The 23518-nt window shown below is 65.5% G+C and carries 20 protein-coding genes; 12 read left to right on the forward strand and 8 right to left on the reverse strand.

All coding sequences use genetic code 11. The features are described 5' to 3' along the window. The first annotated feature begins 5 nt into the window (after nt 1-5). From nuoL to ACEQZ0_RS02585, 7 genes are read left to right on the forward strand one after another with little or no spacing between them, the layout of a single operon-like run. Entirely contained in the window at nt 6-1997 is a 1992-nt protein-coding gene (nuoL, locus tag ACEQZ0_RS02555) for an NADH-quinone oxidoreductase subunit L (RefSeq protein ID WP_370188102.1), read from the forward strand. Further along, nucleotides 1997-3553 (forward strand): NADH-quinone oxidoreductase subunit M, encoded by a 1557-nt coding sequence (locus ACEQZ0_RS02560; RefSeq protein ID WP_370188104.1) that lies wholly within the window; start codon nt 1997-1999, stop codon nt 3551-3553. The genes nuoL and ACEQZ0_RS02560 overlap by 1 nt, the downstream gene beginning before the upstream one ends. Next, nucleotides 3553-5016 carry an NADH-quinone oxidoreductase subunit NuoN gene (nuoN, locus tag ACEQZ0_RS02565; RefSeq protein ID WP_370188106.1) on the forward strand — a complete coding sequence of 488 codons (1464 nt, stop codon included), beginning with the start codon at nt 3553-3555 and terminating at the stop codon, nt 5014-5016. Before ACEQZ0_RS02560 ends, nuoN begins: the two co-directional genes overlap by 1 nt. Beyond that, entirely contained in the window at nt 5013-5735 is a 723-nt protein-coding gene (locus ACEQZ0_RS02570) for a biotin--[acetyl-CoA-carboxylase] ligase (protein ID WP_370189903.1), read from the forward strand. The genes nuoN and ACEQZ0_RS02570 overlap by 4 nt, the downstream gene beginning before the upstream one ends. 3 nt (nt 5736-5738) lie before the next feature. Beyond that, entirely contained in the window at nt 5739-6512 is a 774-nt protein-coding gene (locus ACEQZ0_RS02575; protein WP_370188108.1) for a type III pantothenate kinase, read from the forward strand. After that, nucleotides 6509-8158 carry a ribonuclease J gene (locus ACEQZ0_RS02580; protein WP_370188110.1) on the forward strand — a complete coding sequence of 550 codons (1650 nt, stop codon included), beginning with the start codon at nt 6509-6511 and terminating at the stop codon, nt 8156-8158. Before ACEQZ0_RS02575 ends, ACEQZ0_RS02580 begins: the two co-directional genes overlap by 4 nt. An 11-nt stretch (nt 8159-8169) precedes the next feature. Beyond that, on the forward strand, nt 8170-8442 hold the full coding sequence (locus ACEQZ0_RS02585) for a DUF1467 family protein (protein ID WP_370188112.1): 273 nt from the start codon (nt 8170-8172) through the stop codon (nt 8440-8442). Here ACEQZ0_RS02585 and ACEQZ0_RS02590 read toward each other — a convergent pair whose 3' ends face one another. Then, nucleotides 8443-11067 carry an ATPase gene (locus ACEQZ0_RS02590; protein WP_370188114.1) on the reverse strand — a complete coding sequence of 875 codons (2625 nt, stop codon included), beginning with the start codon at nt 11065-11067 and terminating at the stop codon, nt 8443-8445. 70 nt (nt 11068-11137) lie between these two features. Between ACEQZ0_RS02590 and ACEQZ0_RS02595 the strand changes: the two genes are divergently transcribed. The 4 genes from ACEQZ0_RS02595 (at nt 11138) to ACEQZ0_RS02610 (ending at nt 15101) form a co-directional block, all read left to right on the forward strand. After that, nucleotides 11138-11434: an Hpt domain-containing protein gene (locus tag ACEQZ0_RS02595; protein WP_370188116.1), complete on the forward strand. Its 297-nt coding sequence runs from the start codon at nt 11138-11140 to the stop codon at nt 11432-11434. A gap of 87 nt (nt 11435-11521) precedes the next feature. Then, nucleotides 11522-12700: a hypothetical protein gene (locus ACEQZ0_RS02600; RefSeq protein WP_370188118.1), complete on the forward strand. Its 1179-nt coding sequence runs from the start codon at nt 11522-11524 to the stop codon at nt 12698-12700. Nucleotides 12701-12741: 41 nt separating this feature from the next. Beyond that, nucleotides 12742-13698 (forward strand): hypothetical protein, encoded by a 957-nt coding sequence (locus ACEQZ0_RS02605; protein WP_370220937.1) that lies wholly within the window; start codon nt 12742-12744, stop codon nt 13696-13698. Nucleotides 13699-13700: 2 nt separating this feature from the next. After that, on the forward strand, nt 13701-15101 hold the full coding sequence (locus ACEQZ0_RS02610) for a sensor histidine kinase (protein WP_370188122.1): 1401 nt from the start codon (nt 13701-13703) through the stop codon (nt 15099-15101). Here the strand turns inward: ACEQZ0_RS02610 and ACEQZ0_RS02615 are convergent, their stop codons facing one another. The 3 genes from ACEQZ0_RS02615 to gltX are packed head-to-tail and all read right to left on the reverse strand — an operon-like array spanning nt 15102 to nt 18040. Beyond that, the gene (locus tag ACEQZ0_RS02615; protein ID WP_221603984.1) at nt 15102-15293 is read right to left on the reverse strand and encodes a hypothetical protein; all 192 of its coding nucleotides are present in this window, start codon (nt 15291-15293) and stop codon (nt 15102-15104) included. It abuts the gene before it with no gap. A gap of 1 nt (nt 15294) precedes the next feature. Further along, on the reverse strand, nt 15295-16581 hold the full coding sequence (locus ACEQZ0_RS02620; protein ID WP_370188124.1) for a citrate synthase: 1287 nt from the start codon (nt 16579-16581) through the stop codon (nt 15295-15297). A gap of 10 nt (nt 16582-16591) precedes the next feature. Next, nucleotides 16592-18040, reverse strand: coding sequence for a glutamate--tRNA ligase (gene gltX / locus ACEQZ0_RS02625; protein WP_370188126.1), 1449 nt, complete (start codon nt 18038-18040; stop codon nt 16592-16594). 28 nt (nt 18041-18068) lie between these two features. Between gltX and ACEQZ0_RS02630 the strand changes: the two genes are divergently transcribed. After that, complete coding sequence (locus ACEQZ0_RS02630; protein WP_370188128.1) at nt 18069-20252, forward strand: ComEC/Rec2 family competence protein; 2184 nt, start codon at nt 18069-18071, stop codon at nt 20250-20252. Between the two features lie 15 nt (nt 20253-20267). Here the strand turns inward: ACEQZ0_RS02630 and lexA are convergent, their stop codons facing one another. The 4 genes from lexA to ACEQZ0_RS02650 form a co-directional block, all read right to left on the reverse strand. Further along, nucleotides 20268-20957 carry a transcriptional repressor LexA gene (gene lexA / locus ACEQZ0_RS02635; RefSeq protein WP_370188130.1) on the reverse strand — a complete coding sequence of 230 codons (690 nt, stop codon included), beginning with the start codon at nt 20955-20957 and terminating at the stop codon, nt 20268-20270. Nucleotides 20958-21100: 143 nt separating this feature from the next. Continuing rightward, complete coding sequence (gene trpC / locus ACEQZ0_RS02640) at nt 21101-21886, reverse strand: indole-3-glycerol phosphate synthase TrpC (RefSeq protein ID WP_370188132.1); 786 nt, start codon at nt 21884-21886, stop codon at nt 21101-21103. 1 nt (nt 21887) lies between these two features. Next, nucleotides 21888-22880, reverse strand: a complete 993-nt coding sequence (gene trpD / locus ACEQZ0_RS02645; protein WP_370188134.1) for an anthranilate phosphoribosyltransferase — start codon at nt 22878-22880, stop codon at nt 21888-21890. Beyond that, nucleotides 22877-23491: an aminodeoxychorismate/anthranilate synthase component II gene (locus tag ACEQZ0_RS02650; protein ID WP_370188138.1), complete on the reverse strand. Its 615-nt coding sequence runs from the start codon at nt 23489-23491 to the stop codon at nt 22877-22879. Before ACEQZ0_RS02650 ends, trpD begins: the two co-directional genes overlap by 4 nt. Nucleotides 23492-23518 lie beyond the last annotated feature (27 nt).

A 23518-nucleotide genomic window follows, 5' to 3' on the forward strand; every position in this document is an offset into this window, starting at 1 on the left:
CTCCGGTGCATCCGATTCTCCTTATCGTCTTCCTGCCGCTGCTTGCGGCAATCGTAGCCGGCCTGACCAACAAGGCCGCGCCGAGCGTCTTCGCCAAGTCGATCACGACCGGCGCGCTGTTCATCAGCGCCGCGCTGAGCTGGCCGATCTTCCTCGGTTTCGTGGGCGGAACCTACGAGCCGACCGTGGTCCCGGTGCTTACCTGGATGCAGTCGGGCACGCTCGCCTTCGACTGGGCGCTGCGCGTCGACACGCTGACCGCGGTCATGCTGGTGGTGATCAACACCGTCTCGGCGCTCGTCCACCTCTATAGCTGGGGCTATATGGAAGAAGACCCGGACCAGCCGCGCTTCTTCGCCTACCTCTCGCTGTTCACCTTCGCCATGCTGATGCTGGTGACCGCCGACAATCTCGTCCAGATGTTCTTCGGATGGGAAGGGGTGGGCCTCGCCTCCTATCTCCTCATCGGTTTCTGGTTCAGAAAGCCGAGCGCCAATGCTGCCGCGATTAAGGCCTTCGTGGTCAACCGTGTGGGCGATCTCGGCTTCATGATGGGGATCTTCGGCACCTACCTCGTGTTCGACACCGTCTCGATCAGCGAGATCCTTGCCGCCGCGCCTGGCATGAGCGGGGCGACGATCGGCTTTCTCGGTTACAGCGTCCATACGATGGACCTGCTGTGCATCCTCCTGTTCATTGGCGCGATGGGCAAGTCGGCACAGCTTGGCCTGCACACTTGGCTGCCCGACGCGATGGAAGGCCCGACCCCGGTCTCCGCGCTGATCCACGCCGCCACCATGGTGACCGCGGGCGTGTTCATGGTCTGCCGCCTCAGCCCCATGTTCGAGACCGCGCCCGCCGCGCTCGCCATGGTGACCTTCGTCGGCGCCGCCACCTGTATCTTCGCCGCCACCGTCGGCACGACGCAGTGGGACATCAAGCGCGTGATCGCATATTCGACCTGTTCGCAGCTCGGCTACATGTTCTTTGCCGCCGGCGTGGGCGCCTATGGCGCGGCGATGTTCCACCTGTTCACGCACGCCTTCTTCAAGGCGCTGCTGTTCCTCGGTGCGGGCTCGGTCATCCACGCGATGCACCACGAACAGGACATGCGCTATTACGGCAATCTGCGGAAGCACATCCCGCTGACCTTCTGGGCGATGATGGCGGGCACGCTGGCGATCACCGGCGTGGGCATCTACCACCTCGGCGCGGGCTTTGCCGGCTTCTGGTCGAAGGACGCGATCCTCGAGGTCGCCTATGGCCGCGGCACCGAACTCGGCAACTTCGCTTTCTGGATGGGCACGCTCGCCGCGCTGCTGACCAGCTTCTACAGCTGGCGCCTGATGTTCCTCACCTTCTGGGGCAAGCCGCGCTGGATCGAGAGCGAGCATATCCAGCACAGCGTCCACAAGACTCCCGCAGAAGCGGGCGAGGACACCACGGGGGGCTATCACCCGCATGAAAGCCCGCTGACGATGCTCATTCCGCTCGGCGTTCTGTCGGTCGGGGCGGTGCTGGCGGGGCAGGTCTTCGCGCCCACTTTCCTCGACGACGCGGCATTCTGGGGCAGCTCGATCTTCTACAACGAGCCGCTGATCCACGCGATGCACGCCGTCCCTTGGCCGGTAAAATACGCCGCGCTCATCGTTATGATCATCGGCCTCGCTGTCGCTTGGTATGCCTATATCAAGAACACCGACGTTCCGGCGAAGACCGCCGAGCAACTCGGTCCGGTCTACCGCTTCCTCTACAACAAGTGGTATTTCGACGAGCTCTACCACTACCTCTTCGTGGTGCCGGCCTTCTGGCTCGGCCGCCAGTTCTGGAAACTTGGCGATATCGGCACGATCGATCGCTTTGGCCCCAATGGCGTTGCCTGGGTGGTCGAGAAGGGCTCCGTCGGTGCCCGCAAGTTCCAGACCGGATATCTCTATAGCTATGCGCTGGTGATGCTCCTCGGGCTCGTCGCCGCGATCACCTGGGTGCTGTTCTGATGGAGTTCCCCATCCTTTCGCTGATGCTCGCCGTCCCGCTGGTCGGCGCAATCGCCTGCCTGTTCCTCGGTGCGCAAAGCGCGCGCATGACCGCTCTGGTGGTCACGCTGGCCAACCTCGCGCTCGGCATCGTGCTGTGGCTCAACTACGATATCGGCGGCGCGCAGTGGCAGTTCGTCGAACGCGCAGAGATCTTCGCGGGCTTCAGCTATGCGCTCGGCATCGACGGGATCGCGCTGATGCTGATCATGCTCAGCGTATTCCTGATGCCGATTTGCATCCTCGCAAGCTGGGATGCGATCGAGAAGCGCGTCGGCGAATACATGAGCGCCTTCCTGCTGATGGAAGTGCTGATGATCGGCGTGTTCGCCGCGCAGGACATGTTCCTGTTCTACATCTTCTTCGAAGCCGGCCTCATCCCGATGTATCTCATCATCGGCGTGTGGGGCGGCGATAACCGCATCTACGCCTCGTATAAGTTCTTCCTCTACACGCTGCTCGGCTCGGTCCTGATGCTGATCGCGATGATGTGGATGGTGAACGAGGCGGGCACCACCGACATTCCGACGCTGTTGAACTACGATTTCGAGCCACAGGCGCAGACTTGGCTGTGGCTCGCCTTCTTCGCCAGCTTTGCAGTGAAAATGCCGATGTGGCCGGTCCACACCTGGCTGCCCGACGCACATGTGCAGGCGCCGACCGCCGGTTCGGTGATCCTCGCGGGCGTGCTGCTGAAGCTCGGCGGTTACGGCTTCATCCGCTTCAGCCTGCCGATGTTCCCCGAAGCGAGCGAGCAGTTCGCCTGGCTCGTTTTCATCCTCTCGATGGTGGCGGTGGTCTACACCTCGCTCGTCGCACTGGTGCAGCACGACATGAAGAAGCTGATCGCCTATTCCTCGGTCGCGCACATGGCGATCGTGACGGTCGGCCTGTTCGCCTTCAACGCACAGGGCATCGAAGGCGCGATGATGGTCATGCTCGGCCACGGCCTCGTCTCGGGCGCGCTGTTCCTCTGCGTCGGCGTGATCTACGACCGACTGCATACCCGCGAGATCGCGCGTTACGGCGGACTTGCGATCAACATGCCCAGATACGCGCTGTTCTTCATGCTCTTCACCATGGCCTCGGTCGGCCTGCCCGGAACGAGCAACTTCGTCGGTGAATTCCTCGCGCTGGCGGGGATCTACCAGGTCTCGACCTTCGTGACGCTGGTCTGCACCACGGGCATCATCCTTGGCGCCGCCTATATGCTCTATCTCTACCGCCGCGTGGCCTTCGGCGAACAGAAGAACGCCGATGCGGCGGCCATGCCCGACCTCAACGCCCGCGAATGGGCCATGCTCGCCCCGATCGCAGCCGCCGTGCTGTGGATGGGCATCTATCCGGAAAGCTTTCTTGCCCCCATGCGTCAGGACATTGCCGCACTCGAGGCCCGCATCGCGCGCGCCGCGCCCGATTACGATGCCGACAATGTAATCGGCACCCCGCGCGAGCATAATGCGAACTTCGTCGCACCCGCGCATGGCGAAGAGCACGAGGCGGAGGGAGCGCACTGATGTCCTACGCAACCTCGCTCTACCTCACCGGGGCCGAAGTCGGCCTGTCGCTGACCGGGCTCGTGCTGCTGCTGGTCGCCGCCTGGGGCGGGAGCAAATCCGCACGCCTGGTGACGATTGTCAGCGTCGCCGCGCTGATCGGCGCCGCGATCTTCAGCGTCGGCCTGTTCGATCGCGCGGGCAGCGAAGTCGCGGGCCGGGCCTTCGGTGACCTCTACCGCGCCGATGCCTTCGGCAGCTTCGCCAAGATCCTCATCTATCTCGCGGCTTCGGCGGTGCTGGTGGTGACCCCGCGCTTCTTCGCCCAGTCGGGCAGCTACCGCGCCGAATATCCGGTGCTGATGGTGTTCAACGCGGTCGGCATGGGGATGATGGTCTCCGCCACCGACCTGATGACGCTATATATCGGCCTCGAGATGTCGAGCCTGTCGAGCTACGTCCTCGCGAGTTTCCTTAAGCAGGATGACCGGTCGAGCGAGGCGGGCCTCAAATATTTCGTGCTCGGCGCGCTCGCTTCGGGGATCATCCTCTACGGCATCAGCCTGGTCTACGGATTCACCGGCTCGACCAATTACGAGGGCATCCGCGCCGCTTTCACCACCAGTTTCCCCACCGGCGCGCTGTTCGGCGTGGTCTTCGTCCTCGCAGGACTCGCCTTCAAGGTCAGCGCCGTGCCGTTCCACATGTGGACGCCGGACGTCTACGAAGGGGCGCCGACGCCGGTCACCGCCTTCTTCGCCAGCGCTCCCAAGGTCGCGGCGATGGGCATGCTGCTGCGCATGGCCATGGATCCCTTCGCGGGCGAAGTCGATGCCTGGCGGCAGATTGTCATCTTCGCCGCGCTGGCGTCGATCGTGGTCGGCGCACTGGGGGCGATCGGCCAGCAGAACCTCAAGCGGCTGCTCGCCTATTCCTCGATCAACAACGTCGGCTTCATCCTGATCGGCCTTGCCGCGGCGACGCCGGCGGGGATTGCCGGGGCGCTTACCTATCTCGCGATCTATGTCGCGATGGTCGTCGGCAGCTTCACCGCGCTGCTGATGCTGCGCGATCCGGCAGGCAACAATCTCGAAACCTTCGCCGACATCTCCGGCCTGTCGACCCGGCGTCCGGCGCTTGCGTGGTCGCTGCTGGCGCTGATGTTCAGCCTCGCGGGCATTCCGCCGCTGTTCGGCTTCTGGGGCAAGTTCGTGGTCTTCCAGGCTGCCGTGCAGGCCGATCTCGTCGCACTGGCGGCGATCGGTATCGCGGCAAGCGTGATCGGCGCCTTCTACTATCTCAAGTTCATCAAGGTGATGTTCTTCGACGAGCCGTTGCGCGAGGTCGAAGCGAGCAGCCCGGTGAGCCATTGGACGGTGCTGGCAATCTGCGTCGCGGTGATCTCTCCGCTCGGCTATCTGCTCACCATCCCGCTGGGTGAATGGACCGCGCAGGCGGCCGCCTCCTTCGTCGCGGCGATGTGATCCGCTTCGTTACCGAAACCGGTTCGACCAATTCAGACCTTGCCGCGCAATTGCGCGCGGGCGAGGCGGTGCCCGAAGGCCAGTGGCTCGTGGCCGACCGGCAGCTGGCGGGGCGTGGGCGACAGGGCCGGAACTGGTTCGACGGCAGCGGCAATTTCATGGGCTCGACCGTGGTGCATGTTTCTCCGCGCGATCCCAATCCGGCGACGCTTGCGCTGGTGGCCGGCGTGGCCGCCTATGAAGCAGTCGCCGAAATCCTCGCCGATCCCAGCCGGTTGCGGCTCAAGTGGCCCAACGATTTGATGCTCGGTGATGCCAAGCTGGCCGGGATCCTGCTCGAACGCGAAGGCGATGCGATCATAGTTGGCATGGGCATCAACCTCGCGGTGGCGCCCGCCTTGCCCGATCGGAGGACGATCGCGTTGACGGCACTGGGACCGGCCCCCGACCGCGACCTCTTCGCCCGCGCACTTGCTGCCGCTTTCGACCGCGAGCTGGAGCGCTGGCGGACCTATGGCCTGGAACCGTTGGTCCGTCGCTGGGAAAGCGCCGCGCATGCGGCCGGCACGCCGCTCAAGGTGCATCCGCCGGGAGAAGGCATGCTCGAGGGCAGTTTTGTCGGGCTGACCGACGAGGGTGCGCTGTCGCTGCGCTTGGCGGATGGCTCCACCCGTGCCATCCACGCGGGCGACGTGATGCTCGTGAACGAGGAGAGCTGAGCCATGTTGCTCGCAGCCGATGTCGGAAATACCAATGTGGTCTTCGCGCTGTTCGAAGGGCGCGAGATCAAGGCCCGTTGGCGGATCGCCACCGACCCGCGAAGGACGGGCGACGAATATGCCGTATGGCTGCTTCAGCTCGCCGAATTCCAGGGTTTCGACAGCGCCGATATCGACCAGGTCATCATCGGCTCCGTCGTGCCGCGGGCGATCCACAACCTCACCGTCTTGTCGGAGAAATATCTCGGCATCACCCCGCTGATCGCGGGGCAGGGGGCAGGGCAGTGGGGCATCGAACTCGATATCGAGCAGCCCAGTTCGCTCGGCGCCGATCGCGCGCTCAACACGATCGCGGCGCATGCCAAATACGAAGGCGATCTGATCGTGATCGATTTCGGCACCGCGACCACTTTCGACGCGGTCGATTTCACCGGGGCCTACAAGGGCGGGATCATCGCGCCCGGGATCAACCTCTCGCTCGACGCGCTGGTCGGGAACACTGCAAAATTGCCACGCATCGCGATCGAACGGCCCGAAAGCGACAGCGTGATCGGGCGCAACACCGAGGACCAGATGCTGATCGGGGTCTTCTGGGGATACGTCTCGCTGATCGAGGGACTGATCGCGCGCATGAAGAAGGAAATCGGCCGCCCGGCCAAGGTCGTTGCTACCGGCGGTCTGGCCATACTGTTCGACGAACACACCACGCTGTTCGACGCGGTCGATCCCGACCTCACGCTCGAAGGCCTCGCGATTTTGGCGGAGCGCGCCGCGTGAAGAAGGATTTCACTCCCGAGGACGAACTGCTCTTCCTCGCACTCGGCGGGTCGGGCGAGATCGGCATGAACGTCAATCTCTACGGCTGCCAGGGGCGCTGGCTGATGGTTGATCTGGGCATGACCTTCGCGGGCGACCAGTATCCCGGCGTCGATCTCGTCTTTGCCGATCTCGAATTCATCGAAGACCGCGCCGACCAGCTCGATGCGATCGTGCTTACGCATGCGCATGAGGACCATATCGGTGCGGTGCCCTATTTCGCCGCCGATCTCGGGGTGCCGATCTATGCGACGCCGTTCACCGCCGATCTCGTGCGCCGCAAGCTGGAGGAGGCGGGGCTGCTCGACCAGGTCGAAGTCTATGTCATCGCCGACGATCACGGCAGCTTCGTCGTCGGCCCCTTCGAGGTCACCTATATACCGCTCGCGCACTCGATCGCCGAAGGCAATGCACTGCTGATCGAGACGCCGCACGGCCGCATCTTCCACACCGGCGACTGGAAGCTCGACGAGGATCCAATCATCGGAGAGCCGACGACCGAGGAAGAGCTGGTCGAGATCGGCGACGGCGGCGTGCTTGCGCTGGTGTGCGACAGCACGAATGTCTTCAATCCCGCCCCGAGCGGGTCCGAGGGTGCGGTCCACAAGGGACTGCTCGAGGAGGTCCAGCGGCACGCGGGAAAGCGGGTGCTGGTCACCACCTTCGCCAGCAATGTCGCGCGGCTGCAGACGCTCGGCGATGTCGCGCGCGAAACCGGACGACAGGTCTGCGTTGCCGGGCGCTCGCTCGACCGCATCATTGAGGTGGCGCAGGACAACGGCTATCTCGAGGACTTCCCCGAGCCGGTCGATTTCGACACGGCGATGGGTCTGCCGCGGGGCGAACTGCTGATCCTCGCGACCGGCGGGCAGGGCGAACCTCGTGCAGCACTCTCGCGGATTTCGGAGGAAAACCATCCGCTCGAACTCGTTCGCGGCGATGTCGTGCTGTTCTCCAGCCGCCAGATTCCCGGGAACGAGATCGCCATCGGGGCGGTCCAGAACCGGCTTGCCGCCCGCGGCATCACCATGGTCACCGACCGGCAGAGCATGATCCATGTCTCGGGCCATCCCGGGCGCCCCGAACTCGAAGCGCTCTATGGCTGGCTGCGCCCCGACATCCTGCTCCCGGTTCATGGCGAGATGCGGCACATGCAGGAACAGGCGCGACTTGGCGAAGCCTGCGGCATCCCCGACCAGGTGGTGCAGCAGAACGGCGACCTTGTGCGGCTCGCTCCCGGGGCACCGGGCAAGGTGGCCGACGTGCGTGCAGGACGGCTCGTGCTCGATGGCGACATCATCGTCCCCGCCGATGGCGAGGCGATCGCCATGCGGCGCCGGATCATGCGCGAAGGCGTGGTGATCGTTGCGCTCGACGGCGATCTCAACCCGCGGATCGACAGTCTCGGCCTCCCGCTCGACGAGGACTACGCGGATTTCGTGACCGAAGCGACAGCGGACATTCGCGCGGCCATCGGCAAGCTGCGCGGGGGCGACCGGCGCAATGAGGCCAGCGTGCACGAGGCCGCGCGCCTTGCCGCACGCCGGGCGGCGCAACGCTGGTCGGGCAAGCGCCCGCAGGTGCGCGTGATCGTACCCAACCTCTAGGAGACGCAGCGGTGCAGTGGACCAGCGTTCTGGCGATCTATTTCCTGTTCTTCGTGTTCAGCGCATTCGTGCTGCTGCCCTTTGGCGTGCGCACGCATGACGAAGCGGGTCTGGAGAAGATCCCAGGGCAGGCCGATAGCGCACCGGTCGAATTCCGCCCGGGAAGGCTGCTGTTGCGCGCTGCCATACTTGCCGCGGTCGTCACGGCGCTGTTCGTCCTGAACTATATCTACGGGTGGATCGAGGTCGAGGACCTCATCTTCTGGGGCCCCGACGCCACTTGATCATTGTCGCAGGCGTTCGAGCGCCTGCGCCAGCACGACATAGAGCTTGCCCATGTCGCTGCTGAGCAGCGTCACACTGACGGCATGGCCGTCGCGCGTCGACAGCATGGTGCGCAGCATGGCCTCGAAATCGTGGATGTAGCGGCTGACGTGCTCGCGGAAATCGTGATCAGCATCGTAGAGCTCGGCGATCTCGCGCGCCTCGGTGTTGTCGATGAGGCGGACTGCGCGGCGGGTAAAAATGCCGCGGTCGCCGCGCAGATAGCTCGCCCAGGCGGTGTCGGTAACCTCGGTCGAGAGCGCCTTGGCGATGTCGATGGCGTTCGAATTGAGGCTCTCCGTGATCAGCGCCACGCGACGCGAGAAATCATTGTCGACCTCTTCGGTGGCGCGTTCGCGGGCATGGGCGATGCGGTTTTCGAGGTTGCCGGTCAGCTCGTTGACCTTGGCCAGCTGGTCGCGCAGCTGGCGGGTCACCTCGCGCCCTGCCTCGGCGGAACGCCCCGTCGCCTGGTCGAGCGCAGTGATGGCTTCGGCGGTATGCTCGCGCAGGGCGCGGTCGATGGCCGCCGCGCTTTGTTCGCCCACCCGCTCGGCGATCCGCGCGATGCGTTGCGCCTGCTCGTCCTCGATTGCCGCCAGCGCCTCGCGTGCGCTATCTTCGAGCGCTCCGATGGCGTCGCGCAATTCGGCCTGCGCCCTTTCCGACAGGGCAGCGCTTTCGTCCGCCAGCGCAGCCACGCTCGCGCGCAGGCTGTCGACGCTGCCGGCCTGTTCGCTCGCCGTTTCGCCGAAGCGCGCCTGGAATGATTCCACGCTGTCGATCGCGTCGCGGCTTCGGTCCTCCGCTGCCGCCATGCTTGTGGTGAGCGCTTCGCCTGCCTCCCTCGCCTGCTCAAGGAGGGCCTTGACCTCTTCCGCGCGGTTTTCGATGCCGGCAAGGCGGGCTTCGCTGGCTTCCATCGCCTCGGGCAGGTCCTCGCGACTGTGCTTGGCGCTGGCCTGGATCAGTTCGAGCAGCCGCACGCTGGCATCGGTCAGCGTTTCCACCGCCGCATCGGTCCCATCGAGCGCTTCGCGGCTCTCCGCGAGCTTGGCGGTGAGTTCGGCGATCCCTCCCGCGAGATCTTCCCGCGCGGCCCGGCCCTGTTCGGAGATGGTCTGGAAGATCGTTCCGAGCGCGGCGATACGCTCGCCGAGCTCTTCTCCTTCGGCTGCCATGATCGATAGCTGTTCGGCCTGCGCGGCGCGCCGTTCCGCAATTGCTTCGTCGAGCGCGGCAAGGCGTTCGGTGAGTCGCGTTTCGGCTTCCTCCTCGGCCTCGGCAAAGGCGCTCTGGCGCTGTGCTGTCTCCGCACCGAAGGTCTGGTTCCGTTCCGCGATCCGGGCATCGACCGCCTCGGCTTCGGCGGCGAGCGCAGCCAGCTTCGCATTGGCGGACTCAATCGCGGCTTCGTCGACGCGTTCGACCTCGGCAATGGCATCGTGGAGGCGCTGCTGCAGCCCGTCTATCTGATTGCGCCAGGCAGTCAGGGCATGGGCTTCGCCTTCGCGAATGGTTGCGCCAACTTGCAGCGCCTCTTCACGCAGCGCGGCCAGCCCCTCGCGAAGACTTTCCATCGCCGTCTCGCGCTCGGCACCCGCAGCAACGTCGGCTTCGGCCAGTTCGCTCCGCAGCGCCTCGAATCGCGAGCGGATGGCGGCGAGGGCATCGACCTCGCGGCTGTCGAGCTCGCCACGGAAGCTTTCGCTCCGGTCGCGCAACTCGGCGAAACGCTGGTCGGCGATCGTCCCCAAATGGTCTGCCTGGGCGGTGAATGCGTCGAGCGCCGCATCGACGCGCTCACGCAGCGAGGCGACCTGGCGCTCGCTCGCCGCGCCGAATTCGTTGAGCCGTTCGAAGCCCTCGACGAGTTCTTCAAGCTGCGCCTGCGCTGTCCGACCGGCGCTGCCGATCTGGTTGGAGACATCCTTTGCCGAAGTGGCGATAACCGGAAGGTTGTCGCGCAATTTATCCATGTTTTCCAGAGCTGTGATGCTCACATTTGCAATCGATTCGACTCGTTCGCCGTTCTCGCCGATCAACGCCTCCAGGCGGTCGGCATGTTCGGACAGGCGCTCGGTCGCGGTGCGGCCGAGATAGTCGAGTTCGCGCGTCTGGCTCGAAAGGAATTCGCGCGCCAGGCTCAGCTCGCGATTGACGCGGGCCAGCCGCGTTTCGAGTTCGGCGGAATGGCGCGAAAGGCTGTGCGCGACCTCCGAAAAGCGCTGCGCCTCGCGTGTCGAATTGCGCATGGCGAGCAACCAGAGTGCGAGAACCAGCAGCACGGGGATCGCCCACCGGGCCAAGAGATCGATCGCGTCACTAGGGGATGGACGGGCAAGGATCGTGGCCTGCTCTGCCCAGAGGAAGAAGGCCGTCCAGCCCGCTACCGCGGCGAAGGCGAGCGTGGGAAGGATCCAACCGGAACGGCGGGGAAGCTCCGGCTCCTCGATCCATTCTTCCTCGAACATTTCCTCTTCCATGTTCGAGCTTTCTTCGACAACCCCTTCCGAAACCTGAGCTTCCGAATGGGCTTCATCTACCGGCTGTTCGACGGCCTGGATCAGCGAGCGCTTTCTCATCGCTGTCGAAACTATCACCAAAGATGCCGGGCTTAAACCACCATTAACCGATTGGGGGCAGGCTGTGGCGATGGCGTATCACTCCATTGCATTCGATGCCGCGCTCGCGAGCGCGGCGGGCGACGATCTGGCGCTGAGGAGCGAGCTGCGTGCTGCCTTTGTCGAGAGTGCTGCGCGGCAGCTCGATTTGCTGCGGCGGTCGCGCTGCGATGCGAATTGGGAGGTTGCGGCCGAGCGACTCCACGCGGTCGCCGCCAGCTTCCATGCCGCCGAACTGATGGGACTGGCAGCCGAGGCACGTTCGGGCGTACCCGGCGAACCGGGCGTTATCCGGCGGATCGACGCCTTCATCGCTGCGCTCGGCTGAGGGAAACCGGCACCCGCCCCTTGGCGATCAGGGCAGGGCGCCCCTAGAAGCGGGTTTCGTCCAGCCTTTCGCAATTCGGAGTAAAGCGTGCGCATCGCCCTGCTGTCCGTGCTCCACAGCCCTGCCGATATCCGCACGGTGCCAGCGCCGTTTCGCAAGCTGGCGGGCGCGCGACTGGTAGATCGCCAGCTCGATATCGCGCTCGCGGGGGGCTGCGAAACCGTCGCATGTCTTGCCAACACAGTGGGGCGCGAGGTGATTGCATTGCAGCACCGTGCCGAGGCTGCCGGTGCCCGGTTCATCGCTCTGCGCGATCCGCACAAGCTGTCGGGCATCGTCGCGGCGCAGGACGAATTGCTGGTTCTCGAAGCCGGGGTGCTGCCTGACGAGGAGTCCGTCCTGCGCCACCTTGCGAAGCCCGGTGTACTCGTATTCCCCGAAGATCCTGCGATCGCACGGGGTTACGAGCGGGTCGATGCGCACTTCGCCTGGGCGGGGGCCTTGCTCGTCCGCGGAAATGCGGTCGAGCAGCTGGCACACCTGCCCGGCGACGTCGATGCGCCTTCCGCGCTTCTGCGTATCGCGCTGCAGTCCGGCACGCGAACGTACCCGCTCGAGAGGCGCCTGCTCGAAGAGCATGGCTGGCTGCGCGATCCCTCTGCCGAGGAACTGGCCGCACGCGAACGGAGCTGGGTGTCCGGCCATGCCGATGTCGCGCCCTTCACCGCGCCGGGGCTGGCTATAGCCGAGCGGCTCGGCGTAAGGCTCGCGCAGGATACGCTGGTGGGAAACCTGCCGCGAATACTCGCGCTGAGTTCGGCGATCGCGGGTCTGCTTGCCCTGACCTCCGCGGCGGCGGGGTGGGTGGTTCTAGGGTTCGGCCTCGTAGCGCTGGCGGCAATCTTCTTTGCCATGGAAGAGGTGGTACGACGGGTTGCCCATGCCGGGCAGCTGCGTCCGCAGGTACCGCTCCTCGTTCGGGCCCTCACCGTCTTGCTCGATCCCCTGCTTGTCATTCTCATCGCTCGCGCATCGCCCGAAGACTCTGAATGGCTGCGGCTGTTCGTCCCGATCGTCCTGTTGGGCCTGCTCCATCTGGGAGAACGGAATGCGGCCCGGAGCTGGCGGCGCAGCTATGCCGATCGCGTAACGCTCACGGCCTTGCTCGTCCCCGCGGCGATCTTCGGTATCGTGCAGCCCGTGGTGGCGATACTTGCGCTCGCGGTCTTGCTATCGCTGTTCCTGACATCCGAACCGCAGGGATAACGCGCAATTAACCATGGCGATGCTAATTCCGGACGATGACGATGCCTGAAACCGCATCTCCCAAGGTCGTGTCGGACCAGGATGCCCTGCGCGAAGCGCTCGAGGCGGGGACCGCTGCGCTTGTGCGGATTGCACCGATCCTGTCGCACCTCCTGAGCACGCCCGATCATTCGCTGTTCAGCGACGAAATCGTCGCGCGGATCCGCGGCATGTGCCAGCATCTGGCCTGGCAGGTGCTGCGCGCACAGGCCGAAGCCGCGGGTCAGGCAGGGCGCGAGGCGTTCGCCGAGCGTCACGGCGCTGCACTGGCGGAGCATTTCTTCGGCAGCCCGGCGCTGCTGGCCCATTGCCACGCCCTGGCCATCGAATGGCAGCTGACTGAAAAGCTCGAGGTGCAATATGGCATCGACCCGGTTCTCTCCCCGTTGGTGCAGGAGCTGCTCGCCGACCAAGACAGCAGCCTCGCCAGCGCGGCGATGGCCTCGCTGACGGCGCAGGCGCGGTTCGCGCAGAGCCAGCGGCGGATGGAGCTTCCGCTCAGCGAATTGCCGGGCGACCTGTTCCACGATTTGCTGATGGGCTGGCGCGCCTATGCGGGCCAGGTGCGTTCGGATGCGATGATCCGTGCCGAAGCCAAATTGCGCGAGGCATTCGACGAAGGCGCGACGAGGATTTCACTCATGGCACGTGTGGTCACAGCCATGGGCAGCGACGGGCTGCGGGCGCTCGACATCGATCGGGCCGGTACGGCTCTGTTCGTCTCCGCGCTCGCGATCCGCTCGGGACAGTCGCGGGTCGATGCCATTCTGTCGACCAATCACCGGCAAACGGCACGTCTGTCGCTGGGATTGCGCGCTGCCGGACTCGACAGCACCGATATCGAGCGTCAGGTGCTGCGGCTCGATCCGCAGGCCAATCCGCCCCGGGGAATGGCGGGATTCACAGTGGAGGAGGCACGCCGCTTGCTCACCGAAACACCCATTTCTGGAACCGAGTGATCATGGCGACTGTCGGAACGCGATATCTTGCGCATGCCCGCACCGATGGCGAGGGTAGGCTGACCGAGGCCGACGAGCTTCTCGCGCAGCTGCAGGTGGCCTGCGGCGGCGCGGTCGGCACGCGCGTTGCCATCCCCGAACTGCTTGCGCTGGTCGAGAAGGCCCAGCGTTATGGGCTGAGGCTCGCGCGCCAGTTCGAGGCGGTGGACGGGGAACACAGGATAACCGCCTGGGTCGAAATCGCTCCGCTGACGGATGAGGCGGGCGAGGTCGATGGCTGCACGATCGATGTTGTCAGCTGGCAGAGCGAGGACCTGCCGCCCGAAAACGATATTGCGGCGGCGCGGCGACGCATCGAGATCAACCGCCACCTCGCCGACTGCACCGCGCGGCTCGATTCGAACCAGCGCCTGCTGTCGGTGGAGACCGAAGCGCCCGATCTTGCAGACTTCGCGGAGAAAGCGCTCGCCAATGTCGGCAAGCCCTGGACCGATTTCGTCGATTTGCCCGGCAATGCGCACCAGCAACCGCTGCACTGGCGCCTGCTTGACGGGGCACGGTGCGAAATCGACGGCTCGCAGCGAGGTTGGACCGCACATCTCGAACCGCTTGGGCAGCCACAGCCGGGGAGCGCGGGCTTCGTGCTTTATCTCAGCGCCGATCGGCCCCTGGCGATTGCGGATGAGGGAGCTGCGGCGGATACGAGCGAAGGCCCCTCGTTCGGACGCGACCTGACTCCGGTCCTGCGCCAACCGATCAACCGTATCATCGCCAATGCCGAGACGATCCGCACCAAGCTCGCCGGTCCGCTGGCCGACGAATACAGCTCCTATGCCGCCGACATCGCCACCGCCGCGCAGCACTTGCTCGCACTGATCGACGACCTGTCCGATCTCGAAGTGGTCGAATCGGAGGACTTCACCACCGCGCCGGACCGCATCGAACTGGCCGACGTCGCGCGGCGCGCTTGCGGAATCCTTGGCGTCAGGGCGCGGGAAAAGGGCATTACGCTCGTCGCGCCCCCCGAGGGCGAAAGCCAGCTGGCGATCGCCGAATTCCGCCGCGTCCTGCAGATCCTGCTCAACCTCGTCGCCAATGCGATCCGCTATTCACCCGAGGAAAGCCAGGTTTGGATCCGGCTCGACCGCATCGGCAGCCGCGCGCTGATCACCGTAGCCGACCAGGGGCACGGGCTCGACGAACAACAGCAGGAGCGGGTGTTCGAGAAATTCGAGCGGCTCGGACGCAGTGGTGACGGCGGTTCGGGACTCGGGCTTTACATCTCGCGCCGGATTGCGCGGGCGATGGATGGCGATCTGACGGTTGAAAGCGCGCCCGGGCAGGGCGCGCGGTTCACGCTTTCGGTTCCGGCTGCCGACGATCTGCGGCAGAAACCGCGCTGATCAGCGGCGGCGCGATCCGCGCCAGAACAGCAACGCCCCGATAAGGAAGGTGATCGCGCCGTAGAGCGCCCACTGCCGCTCGGCGAGCATGAAGCTCTCGGCCGGCCACATGACCAAGCCGAGACCCTGAAGCGCCCACAGGCCTCCGGAGAGCATGAGTGCCACTCCGAAGACCATGAGAACGAAACGCATCTCAGCGCTGCCCGATGGGAACGTAATCGCGTTCGGTCGGACCGGTGTAAAGCTGGCGCGGACGGCCGATGACCTGCGCGGGGTCGGAGATCATCTCGTTCCACTGCGCCACCCAGCCGACGGTGCGGGCGAGGGCGAAGAGCGCGGTGAACATGGTGGTCGGGAAGCCGATCGCGTTGAGGATGATCCCCGAATAGAAATCCACGTTCGGGAAGAGCTTCTTTTCCTTGAAGTAATCGTCGTTGAGCGCGAGCTCTTCGAGCCGCAGCGCGGTTTCGAATACCGGATCGTTGACGTTCAGTGCGTCGAAAACCTCGCGCAGCGTCTGCTGCATCACCGTCGCGCGGGGATCGTAGTTCTTGTAGACGCGGTGGCCGAAGCCCATCAGGCGGAAAGGATCGTTCTTGTCCTTGGCGCGCTCGATATAGTGCGGGATGCGATCGGGCGAGCCGATTTCCTGCAGCATGTTGAGCGCCGCCTCGTTGGCGCCGCCATGCGCCGGTCCCCACAGGCAGGCGATGCCGGCAGCGATACAGGCGAACGGGTTCGCGCCCGACGAACCGGCGAGGCGCACGGTCGAAGTCGAGGCGTTCTGTTCGTGATCGGCATGGAGAATGAAGATGCGGTCCATCGCGCGTTCGATCGCCGGGTGGATCTCATATTCCTCGGCCGGGACGCCGAAGGTCATGCGCAGGAAGTTGCCGGTGTAGCTGAGCTCGTTCTTCGGCTGCATGAAGGGCTGGCCGACCGAATATTTGTACGCCATCGCCGCGATCGTCGGCATCTTGGCGATTAGCCGGTGGCTGGCAATCTTGCGCTGTTCGGGGTCCGAAATGTCGGTGCTGTCGTGATAGAAGGCCGAAAGCGCGCCGACGACGCCGCACATGATCGCCATCGGGTGCGCATCGCGGCGGAAACCCTGGTAGAATTGACGCAATTGGTCATGCACCATGGTGTGGCGCGTGATCGTGTAGGTGAAGTCGTCGAGTTCTTCCTGGCTCGGCAGTTCGCCGTTCAGCAGCAGATAGCTGACCTCCATGAAGGAGGAGCCTTCGGCGAGCTGCCCGATCGGGTAGCCGCGGTGGAGCAGGACGCCTTCTTCGCCGTCGATATAGGTCAGCGCGCTTTCGCAGCTGGCGGTCGACTTGTAACCCGGATCGTAGGTGAACTTGCCGGTCGCGCCATAGAGCTTGCGGATGTCGATGACGTCCGGCCCGACGCTACCCTGCAGCACGGGAAATTCCTGGGTCTGACCGCCCAGATCGAGGGTTGCCTGCTTGTCGGCCACGCGTGTCTCCTCACTCGTTCTCATCGGTGCCTGCGGGAAAGGCCTGCGCGTCGATACGCGCGAGCGCTTCTTCCTTGCCCAACAGGACCAGCACATCGAAAATGCCGGGCGACGTGGTCGTGCCCGTCAGCGCCGCGCGCATGGGCTGCGCGAGCTTGCCGAGACCCAGCTCGAGAGCCTCCGCATACGATTTCGTAGTGGCTTCCAGCGCCTCGATTGTCCAGTCATTTTGCACATGCAGCATTTTCGACAATCCGGCGAGCCGCTCGCGCGCTTCATCGTCGAGCAGCGCGGATGCCTTCTCGGTCATTTCGAGCGGAAGATCTGCAAATAGAAAGGCCGAACCTTCAACGAGTTCGTTGACCGACTTGGCGCGCGTTTTAAGTACGGGCATGGCTTCGGTCAGCAACGCGACATCGGCTTCCGGGCCGATCTTGCTGGCGACGATTTCGGCCAGCCGGGCGTCGTCCGCGGCGCGGATGTAATGGCCGTTGAGATTTTGCAGCTTCTTGATGTCGAACCGCGCGGGGCCCTTGCCGACGCCGTCGAGGTCGAACAGTTCGATCGCTTCCGCCTTGGTAATCTCCTCGCGATCGCCATGACCCCAGCCGAGCCGCAACAGGTAGTTGAACAGCGCCTCGGGCAGCACGCCCTCTTCATCGCGATAGGCCTCGACGCCGACCGCGCCGTGGCGCTTCGACATCTTCGCCCCGTCGGGCCCGTGGATCAGCGGGACATGTGCATAGACCGGATCGGGCCAGCCGCCCTCGATCCGGTTCATCGCGCGGATGATCGGCAGCTGGCGGAAGGCGTTGTTGAGGTGGTCGTCGCCGCGAATGATATGCGTCACGCCCATGTCGTGATCGTCGACCACCACTGCGAGCATGTAGGTCGGGGTGCCGTCGGCGCGGAGCAGGACGTAATCGTCGATCTCGGCATTGCGCACGGTGACCTTGCCCTGGACCTCGTCCTCGATCGTGGTTTCACCCTCGGTCGGAACCTTCAGACGGATAACGTAGGGTGCGCCCTCGGGCGCTTCGCTCTCGTCGCGATCGCGCCAGCGGCGGTCGTAGCGCATCGGCTGCTTGTTGGCGCGCTGTTCGACGCGCATCGCCTCGAGCTCTTCGGGCGTGGCGTAGCACTTGTAGGCGTGCCCGGCGTCGAGGAGCTTCAGCGCGACTTCGGCATGGCGTTCGGCGCGGTCGGACTGGAACAGTGGCGGTTCGTCGAAATCGAGACCGAGCCAGTCGAGCCCATCGATGATCTTGTCGATCGCGTCCTGCGTGCTGCGCTTGCGGTCGGTGTCCTCGATCCGGAGCAACACGCGGCCGCCGTGGTGCCGGGCATAGAGCCAGTTGAACAGCGCCGTGCGCGCGCCGCCGATATGGAGATAGCCGGTGGGCGAGGGGGCGAAGCGGGTGACGACCGGAGGGGCCTCGTTGCCACTATCGCTTGCCATTGTCTCTCGCTTCCTTTCAACTCTGGGCATGGCGACACTTGGGACGCCTTCGGTACCGATGGGGGAGGCGGGCGAAGAGGCCCGCGATGCAGTGCCGCGCCCTTGGCGCATGCGCGCCGGATTGTCCAGTTTCCCCGGACAGATCGATGCCTTCCTCGAACGGGCGGATTTCGATCGTGGCCCTTGGCTGGTGGTGGCCTTTGCCGCGGGCATCGGGCTGTGGTTCGCGCTTCCCGCACCCGGGCACTGGAGTGCCGCCATCGCGGTTGCGCTGGGTGGTGCAGGCGCGGCGGCGCTGCTGTGGCGCAGGCAAGAAGCGCGCAGCCACTTGCTCGCCGCATCGATCTCGCTTTCACTCGCGCTGGCGCTGGGCCTTGCGCTGGTCTGGGCCCGTTCGGCCCTGGTCGGCGCGGAACCCATCCCGCACCCGCGTTTCGAACGGATCGACGGCCGCATTCTCGAGCGCGAGGAACAGCCGGCCGAAGAACGAGTCAGGCTGGTGCTGGCGACCCGCGATGGAAAGAGCGGGCGGGCGCTGGCCTATCGCGTCAACGTGCCGCTTGCCGAGGACCTGCCGGGGTTGCGCGAAGGCGCGCGGGTGCACCTCGCAGCGCGATTGATGCCGCCGTCTCCGCCAATCGTTCCGGGTGCCTACAATTTTGCCCGCCGCGCCTGGTTCGAGGGGCTCAGCGCTACCGGCAGCCTGATCGGCGAGATCGAACTGGTCGAGCCCCCGCCATCGCGCGCATGGTCGCTGGCTGCAATCCAGCGCGACCTTTCGGCGCATGTGCGTGCGAACCTCTCGGGGACTCCGGGTGCGATTGCCGCGACACTGGCGAGTGGCGATCGCGGTGCCATTCCAGTGGCCGACGAGGAGGCGATGCGAGATGCCGGCCTCACGCATCTGCTTTCGATCAGTGGCTTGCATGTCAGCGCCATTATCGCCGCGACCTATCTGCTCGCGCTCCGCCTGATGGCCATATGGCCGTGGCTGGCATTGCGGCTGCGCCTGCCATTGGTCTCCATGGGCGTGGCTGCGGCTGCAGGCGTAGGCTACACGCTGCTCACCGGGGCCGAGGTGCCGACGGTGCGCAGCTGCATCGGCGCACTGCTCATCCTGGGCGCGCTGGCGATCGGGCGCGAACCCCTGTCGCTGCGGATGGTGGCGGTGGCCGCCGGCGTGGTCCTGGCGTTGTGGCCCGAGGCGCTGGTCGGACCGAGTTTCCAGATGAGCTTCGCTGCGGTGATTGCGATCGTCGCCCTGCACAATGCAGCGGCAATCCGCGCCTTTCTTTCCCCGCGCGAGGAGAGCTGGCTGCGGCGCGCCGGTCGCCGGACGGCGGTCCTTTTCCTGACCGGACTGATCATCGAGTTCGCGCTGATGCCGATCGTCCTGTTCCATTTCCACCGGGCGGGGGTCTACGGCGCGGCGGCCAATCTGCTCGCCATCCCGCTCGTGACTTTCGTCACCATGCCGCTGGTGGCGCTGGCGCTCGTGCTCGACCTATTCGGGGCGGGCGGGCCGGTGTGGTGGCTGGTCGGGCATTCGCTCGAGGCACTGCTCGGAATCGCGCACTTCTTCGCCGACCAACCCGGTTCGGTGAAGCTGGCGCCGCGGATCCCGATGGCCATAACCGTGCTCTACGCGGCGGGCGCCCTGTGGCTGGCATTGTGGCATGGGCGGCAAAGCATGCTGGGCCTTGTCCCGATCGCCGTGGCAGCGGCGCTGATCGCCAGGGCCCCCGTACCCGACATCCTGATCACGCGCGACGGGCGCGATATCGGTGTGGCCGGCGAGAGCGAGCAGCTGCTGGTGCTGCGCGAGGGCGGCGAAAGCTATGCGCGCGACAATCTGCTCGAACTCGCCGGCAGCACGGACGAGCCGATCCCGCTGGCGCAATGGGCAGGCAGCCGATGCAGCGACGAATTCTGTGTGCTGGGGCTGGCACGGGGCGACCGCGACTGGTCGGTCCTAGTCGCGCGCAGCCGTGATTTGGTCGAAGAACGCGCGCTCGCAGCCGCGTGTGCGAAGGTCGATATCGTCATCGCGGCGCGTTTCCTGCCCCGCAGCTGCCGTCCGCGCTGGCTCAAGGCCGATCGCCGGTTTCTCGAACGCGAGGGCGGTACGGCAATCTATCTCGCGCGTCAGCGGATCGATACCGTGGCGCAGGAACAGGGTGCCCATGGATGGTGGCGCGCGTCCTACCGGTGAGCGCGCGCCAGCCGGTCAGTGGTAGCGGCGCAGGAGCCCCGCAAGCTTGCCCTGCACCTGCACGCGGTGCGCCTCGTAGATCTGCGGTTCGTAGGCCCCGTTTGCCGGATCGAGCCGAATCCGGCCGGCATCGCGGCGGAGATATTTGAGAGTCGCCTCTTCATTGTCGACCAGCGCGACCACGATTTCGCCGTCACGCGCGCTGTCGGTGCGCTTCACCAGCGCGAAGTCGCCGTCGAAAATGCCTGCCTCGATCATCGAATCGCCCGAAACCTCGAGCGCATAATGTTCACCCGGGCCGAGCAGGGCGGCGGGCACCGGCATGGAAGACTGGCCCTCGATCGCCTCGATCGGGGCGCCGGCGGCGATGCGGCCATGCAGGGGCACGTCGATGATATCGTTGGCGGCTTCGGGCGCGACCGTCTTGGTCGGCATCGCCGCGCCGACCGCATCATTGGCCGCGGCGGGCTTGGGCGAGCCCATCACCGCATCCTCGGGCAGCTTGACCACTTCGAGCGCGCGCGCTCGATTGGGCAGGCGGCGGATGAAGCCGCGTTCCTCGAGCGCGGAAATCAGGCGATGGACGCCCGACTTGCTCTTGAGGTCGAGCGCTTCCTTCATCTCCTCGAAGCTCGGCGAGATGCCGGTTTCCTCAAGCCGTTGCTGGATGAAGCGGATCAATTCGTGCTGCTTGGCGGTCAGCATGGTGCGAACTCCCGTATCGCCTGTTCACAAGGCTGTGAACGAATGCGGAACAAGTAAGCAACTTGATTCGCCAAGTCAAGCAATCGCGCCGTTTCTCCTGAGGATGCGCGGAACAGGCGTTCACGCTTTACCCCTTTGTGGAGTCAGCCTTGCAACAAAGCGCGGGTGGCCTTTGCGACGTCGGCCTGTCGCATCAGGCTCTCTCCGACGAGGAAGGTGCGTACGCCGCTCTGCGCGAGACGCAGGCAATCGGCATGCGTGGCAATGCCGCTTTCTCCCACAAGCAAGGCGCCCTCGGGCGCCAGTCGGGCGAGCCTCTCGGTCGTCGCGAGATCGGTGGTGAAGCTGCGCAGGTCGCGGTTATTGACCCCGATCAGGCGCGAACGCAGCCGCGTTGCGCGCTCCATCTCCGCCTCGTCGTGGACTTCGACCAGCACATCCATGCCTTGTTCCAGGGCGGCAGCCTCGATTTCGGCCATCAGCGTGTCGTCGAGCGCGGCGACGATGATCAGGATCGCATCGGCGCCGATCGCACGAGCCTCGAGCACCTGCCAGGGGTCGACCATGAAGTCCTTGCGCAGCACCGGTAAATCGCAGGCGGCGCGTGCTTCGACCAGATAATCCTCGTGACCCTGGAAATAGGGTGCGTCGGTCAGCACCGAGAGGCAGGCGGCGCCACCCTCGGCATAGGCGCGGGCGTGGTCCGCGGGTTGGAAGTCCGCGCGGATCAGGCCCTTGGATGGCGATGCCTTCTTGATCTCCGCGATCAGGCCGAAGCCGTGCCGCTGGGCACGGGCGAGCGCGGCGCGAAAGCCTCTCGGAGCGGACTGACCGGTGGCAAGCGCTTCCAGTTCGGCGAGTGTGCGGGCCGCCTTGCGCGACGCCACTTCCTCGCGCTTCGTGGCGCAAATCTCGTCGAGCTTGTTCATGTCAGGCCGCCATTTCGATCCACCGCTCGAGCAGGTCCTTGGCCTTGCCGGCATCGAGCGCCTCGGCAGCGATCTCTGCGCCCTCGGTCCAGTCGTCGGTGCGCCCGGCGACGATCAGCGTCGCGGCGGAGTTGAACAGCACCGCGTCGCGATAGGGGCCGGGTGCGCCCATCAGCAGCGCCTGCAGCGCGCGGGCATTGTGCTGCGGATCGCCGCCGCGGATCGCCTCGACGGGCGCGTGCGGCAGATTGGCCTGCACCGCCACCACCCGGCGCATCTCGAAATCGTGGTCGACGACATCGGCGAGTTCATTGCCGCCTGCCAGGCTGAGCTCGTCGAGCCCCTCGTCGCCCGAGGCGATGAAGGTTCGTTCGGTCCCTAGCTTGGCCTTCGCCGCGGCATAGATCGGGACGTAGGCGGGCCGCGCGATGCCGATCAGCTGGCGGCGCACGCCGGCGGGGTTAGACAGCGGGCCCATGAGGTTGAAGATGGTGCGCACGCCGAGCGTCTGGCGGATGGGCTGGATGCGGCCCATCGCGGGGTGGTGGTTCTTGGCGAAGAGGAAGCAAATTCCCAGTTCCGCCAGTGTCTTTTCGGCGCTTCTTCCCGCCGCTTCCATGTCGAGCCCAAGCGCCTCGAGCGTATCGGCTGCGCCCGCCTTGCTGCTTGCGGCGCGATTGCCGTGCTTGGCTACGGGTACGCCGCAGGCCGCCACGACCAGACTGACGGCAGTCGAGACGTTGAGCGTGTGATGGCCATCGCCCCCGGTGCCGCAGCAGTCGACCGTGCCTTCGGGCGCATCGACGGGAATGAGCCGGGCGCGCAGGGCGCGGGCGGCCCCTGCGATCTCGTCCGAGGTCTCGCTGCGGGCAGACATGTCGACGAGGAAGCGCGCAATCGCCTCGTCGGATGTTTCGCCATCGAGGATCCAGCCGAAGACTTCCTCGGCTTCGGCTTCTTCGAGGTGCTGCCTAGCGTCGGGGAGGCTCTTCATGCCGGGACCTTTGCGGCGATACCGCAGATTTCGAGGAAATTGGCGAGGAGCGCGTGGCCGTGCTCGGTCGCGATGCTCTCGGGGTGGAACTGGACCCCGTGGATCGGCAGCGCGCGATGGCGGAAACCCATCACGCTGCTGCCATCGAGACCGGGAGTCTCGCTGGTCGCATTGACCACCAGGCAATCGGGGATGTCCTCGACCACCAGCGAGTGGTAGCGCGTCGCGGTGTAGGGCGAGGGCAGCCCGGCGAAGACGCCGCTGCCGTCATGCGTCACGGGCGAGGTCTTGCCATGCATCAAGCCGCCACGCACCACGCGACCGCCGAAATGCTGGCCGATCGCCTGGTGCCCGAGACACACGCCGAGCAGCGGCTTGCCCGCCTCGGCGCATGCCGCCACGAGCTCGAGGCTCACGCCGGCCTCGTTCGGTGTACAGGGACCGGGCGAAATGAGGTATCCCGCATAATCAGACGCCAGCGCCTCGCTCGCCGAAATGGCGTCATTGCGCACCACCTCCACGCCTGCGCCCAGCTCCATCAGGTAATGGACGAGGTTGAAGGTGAAGCTGTCGTAATTGTCGACTACGAGGATGGAGCGGCTAGCGGTCATGTTCGGGCGTCAATGCGACGGGGACGC

Source organism: Qipengyuania sp. (assembly GCF_964227205.1).
Lineage (GTDB): Bacteria > Pseudomonadota > Alphaproteobacteria > Sphingomonadales > Sphingomonadaceae > Qipengyuania.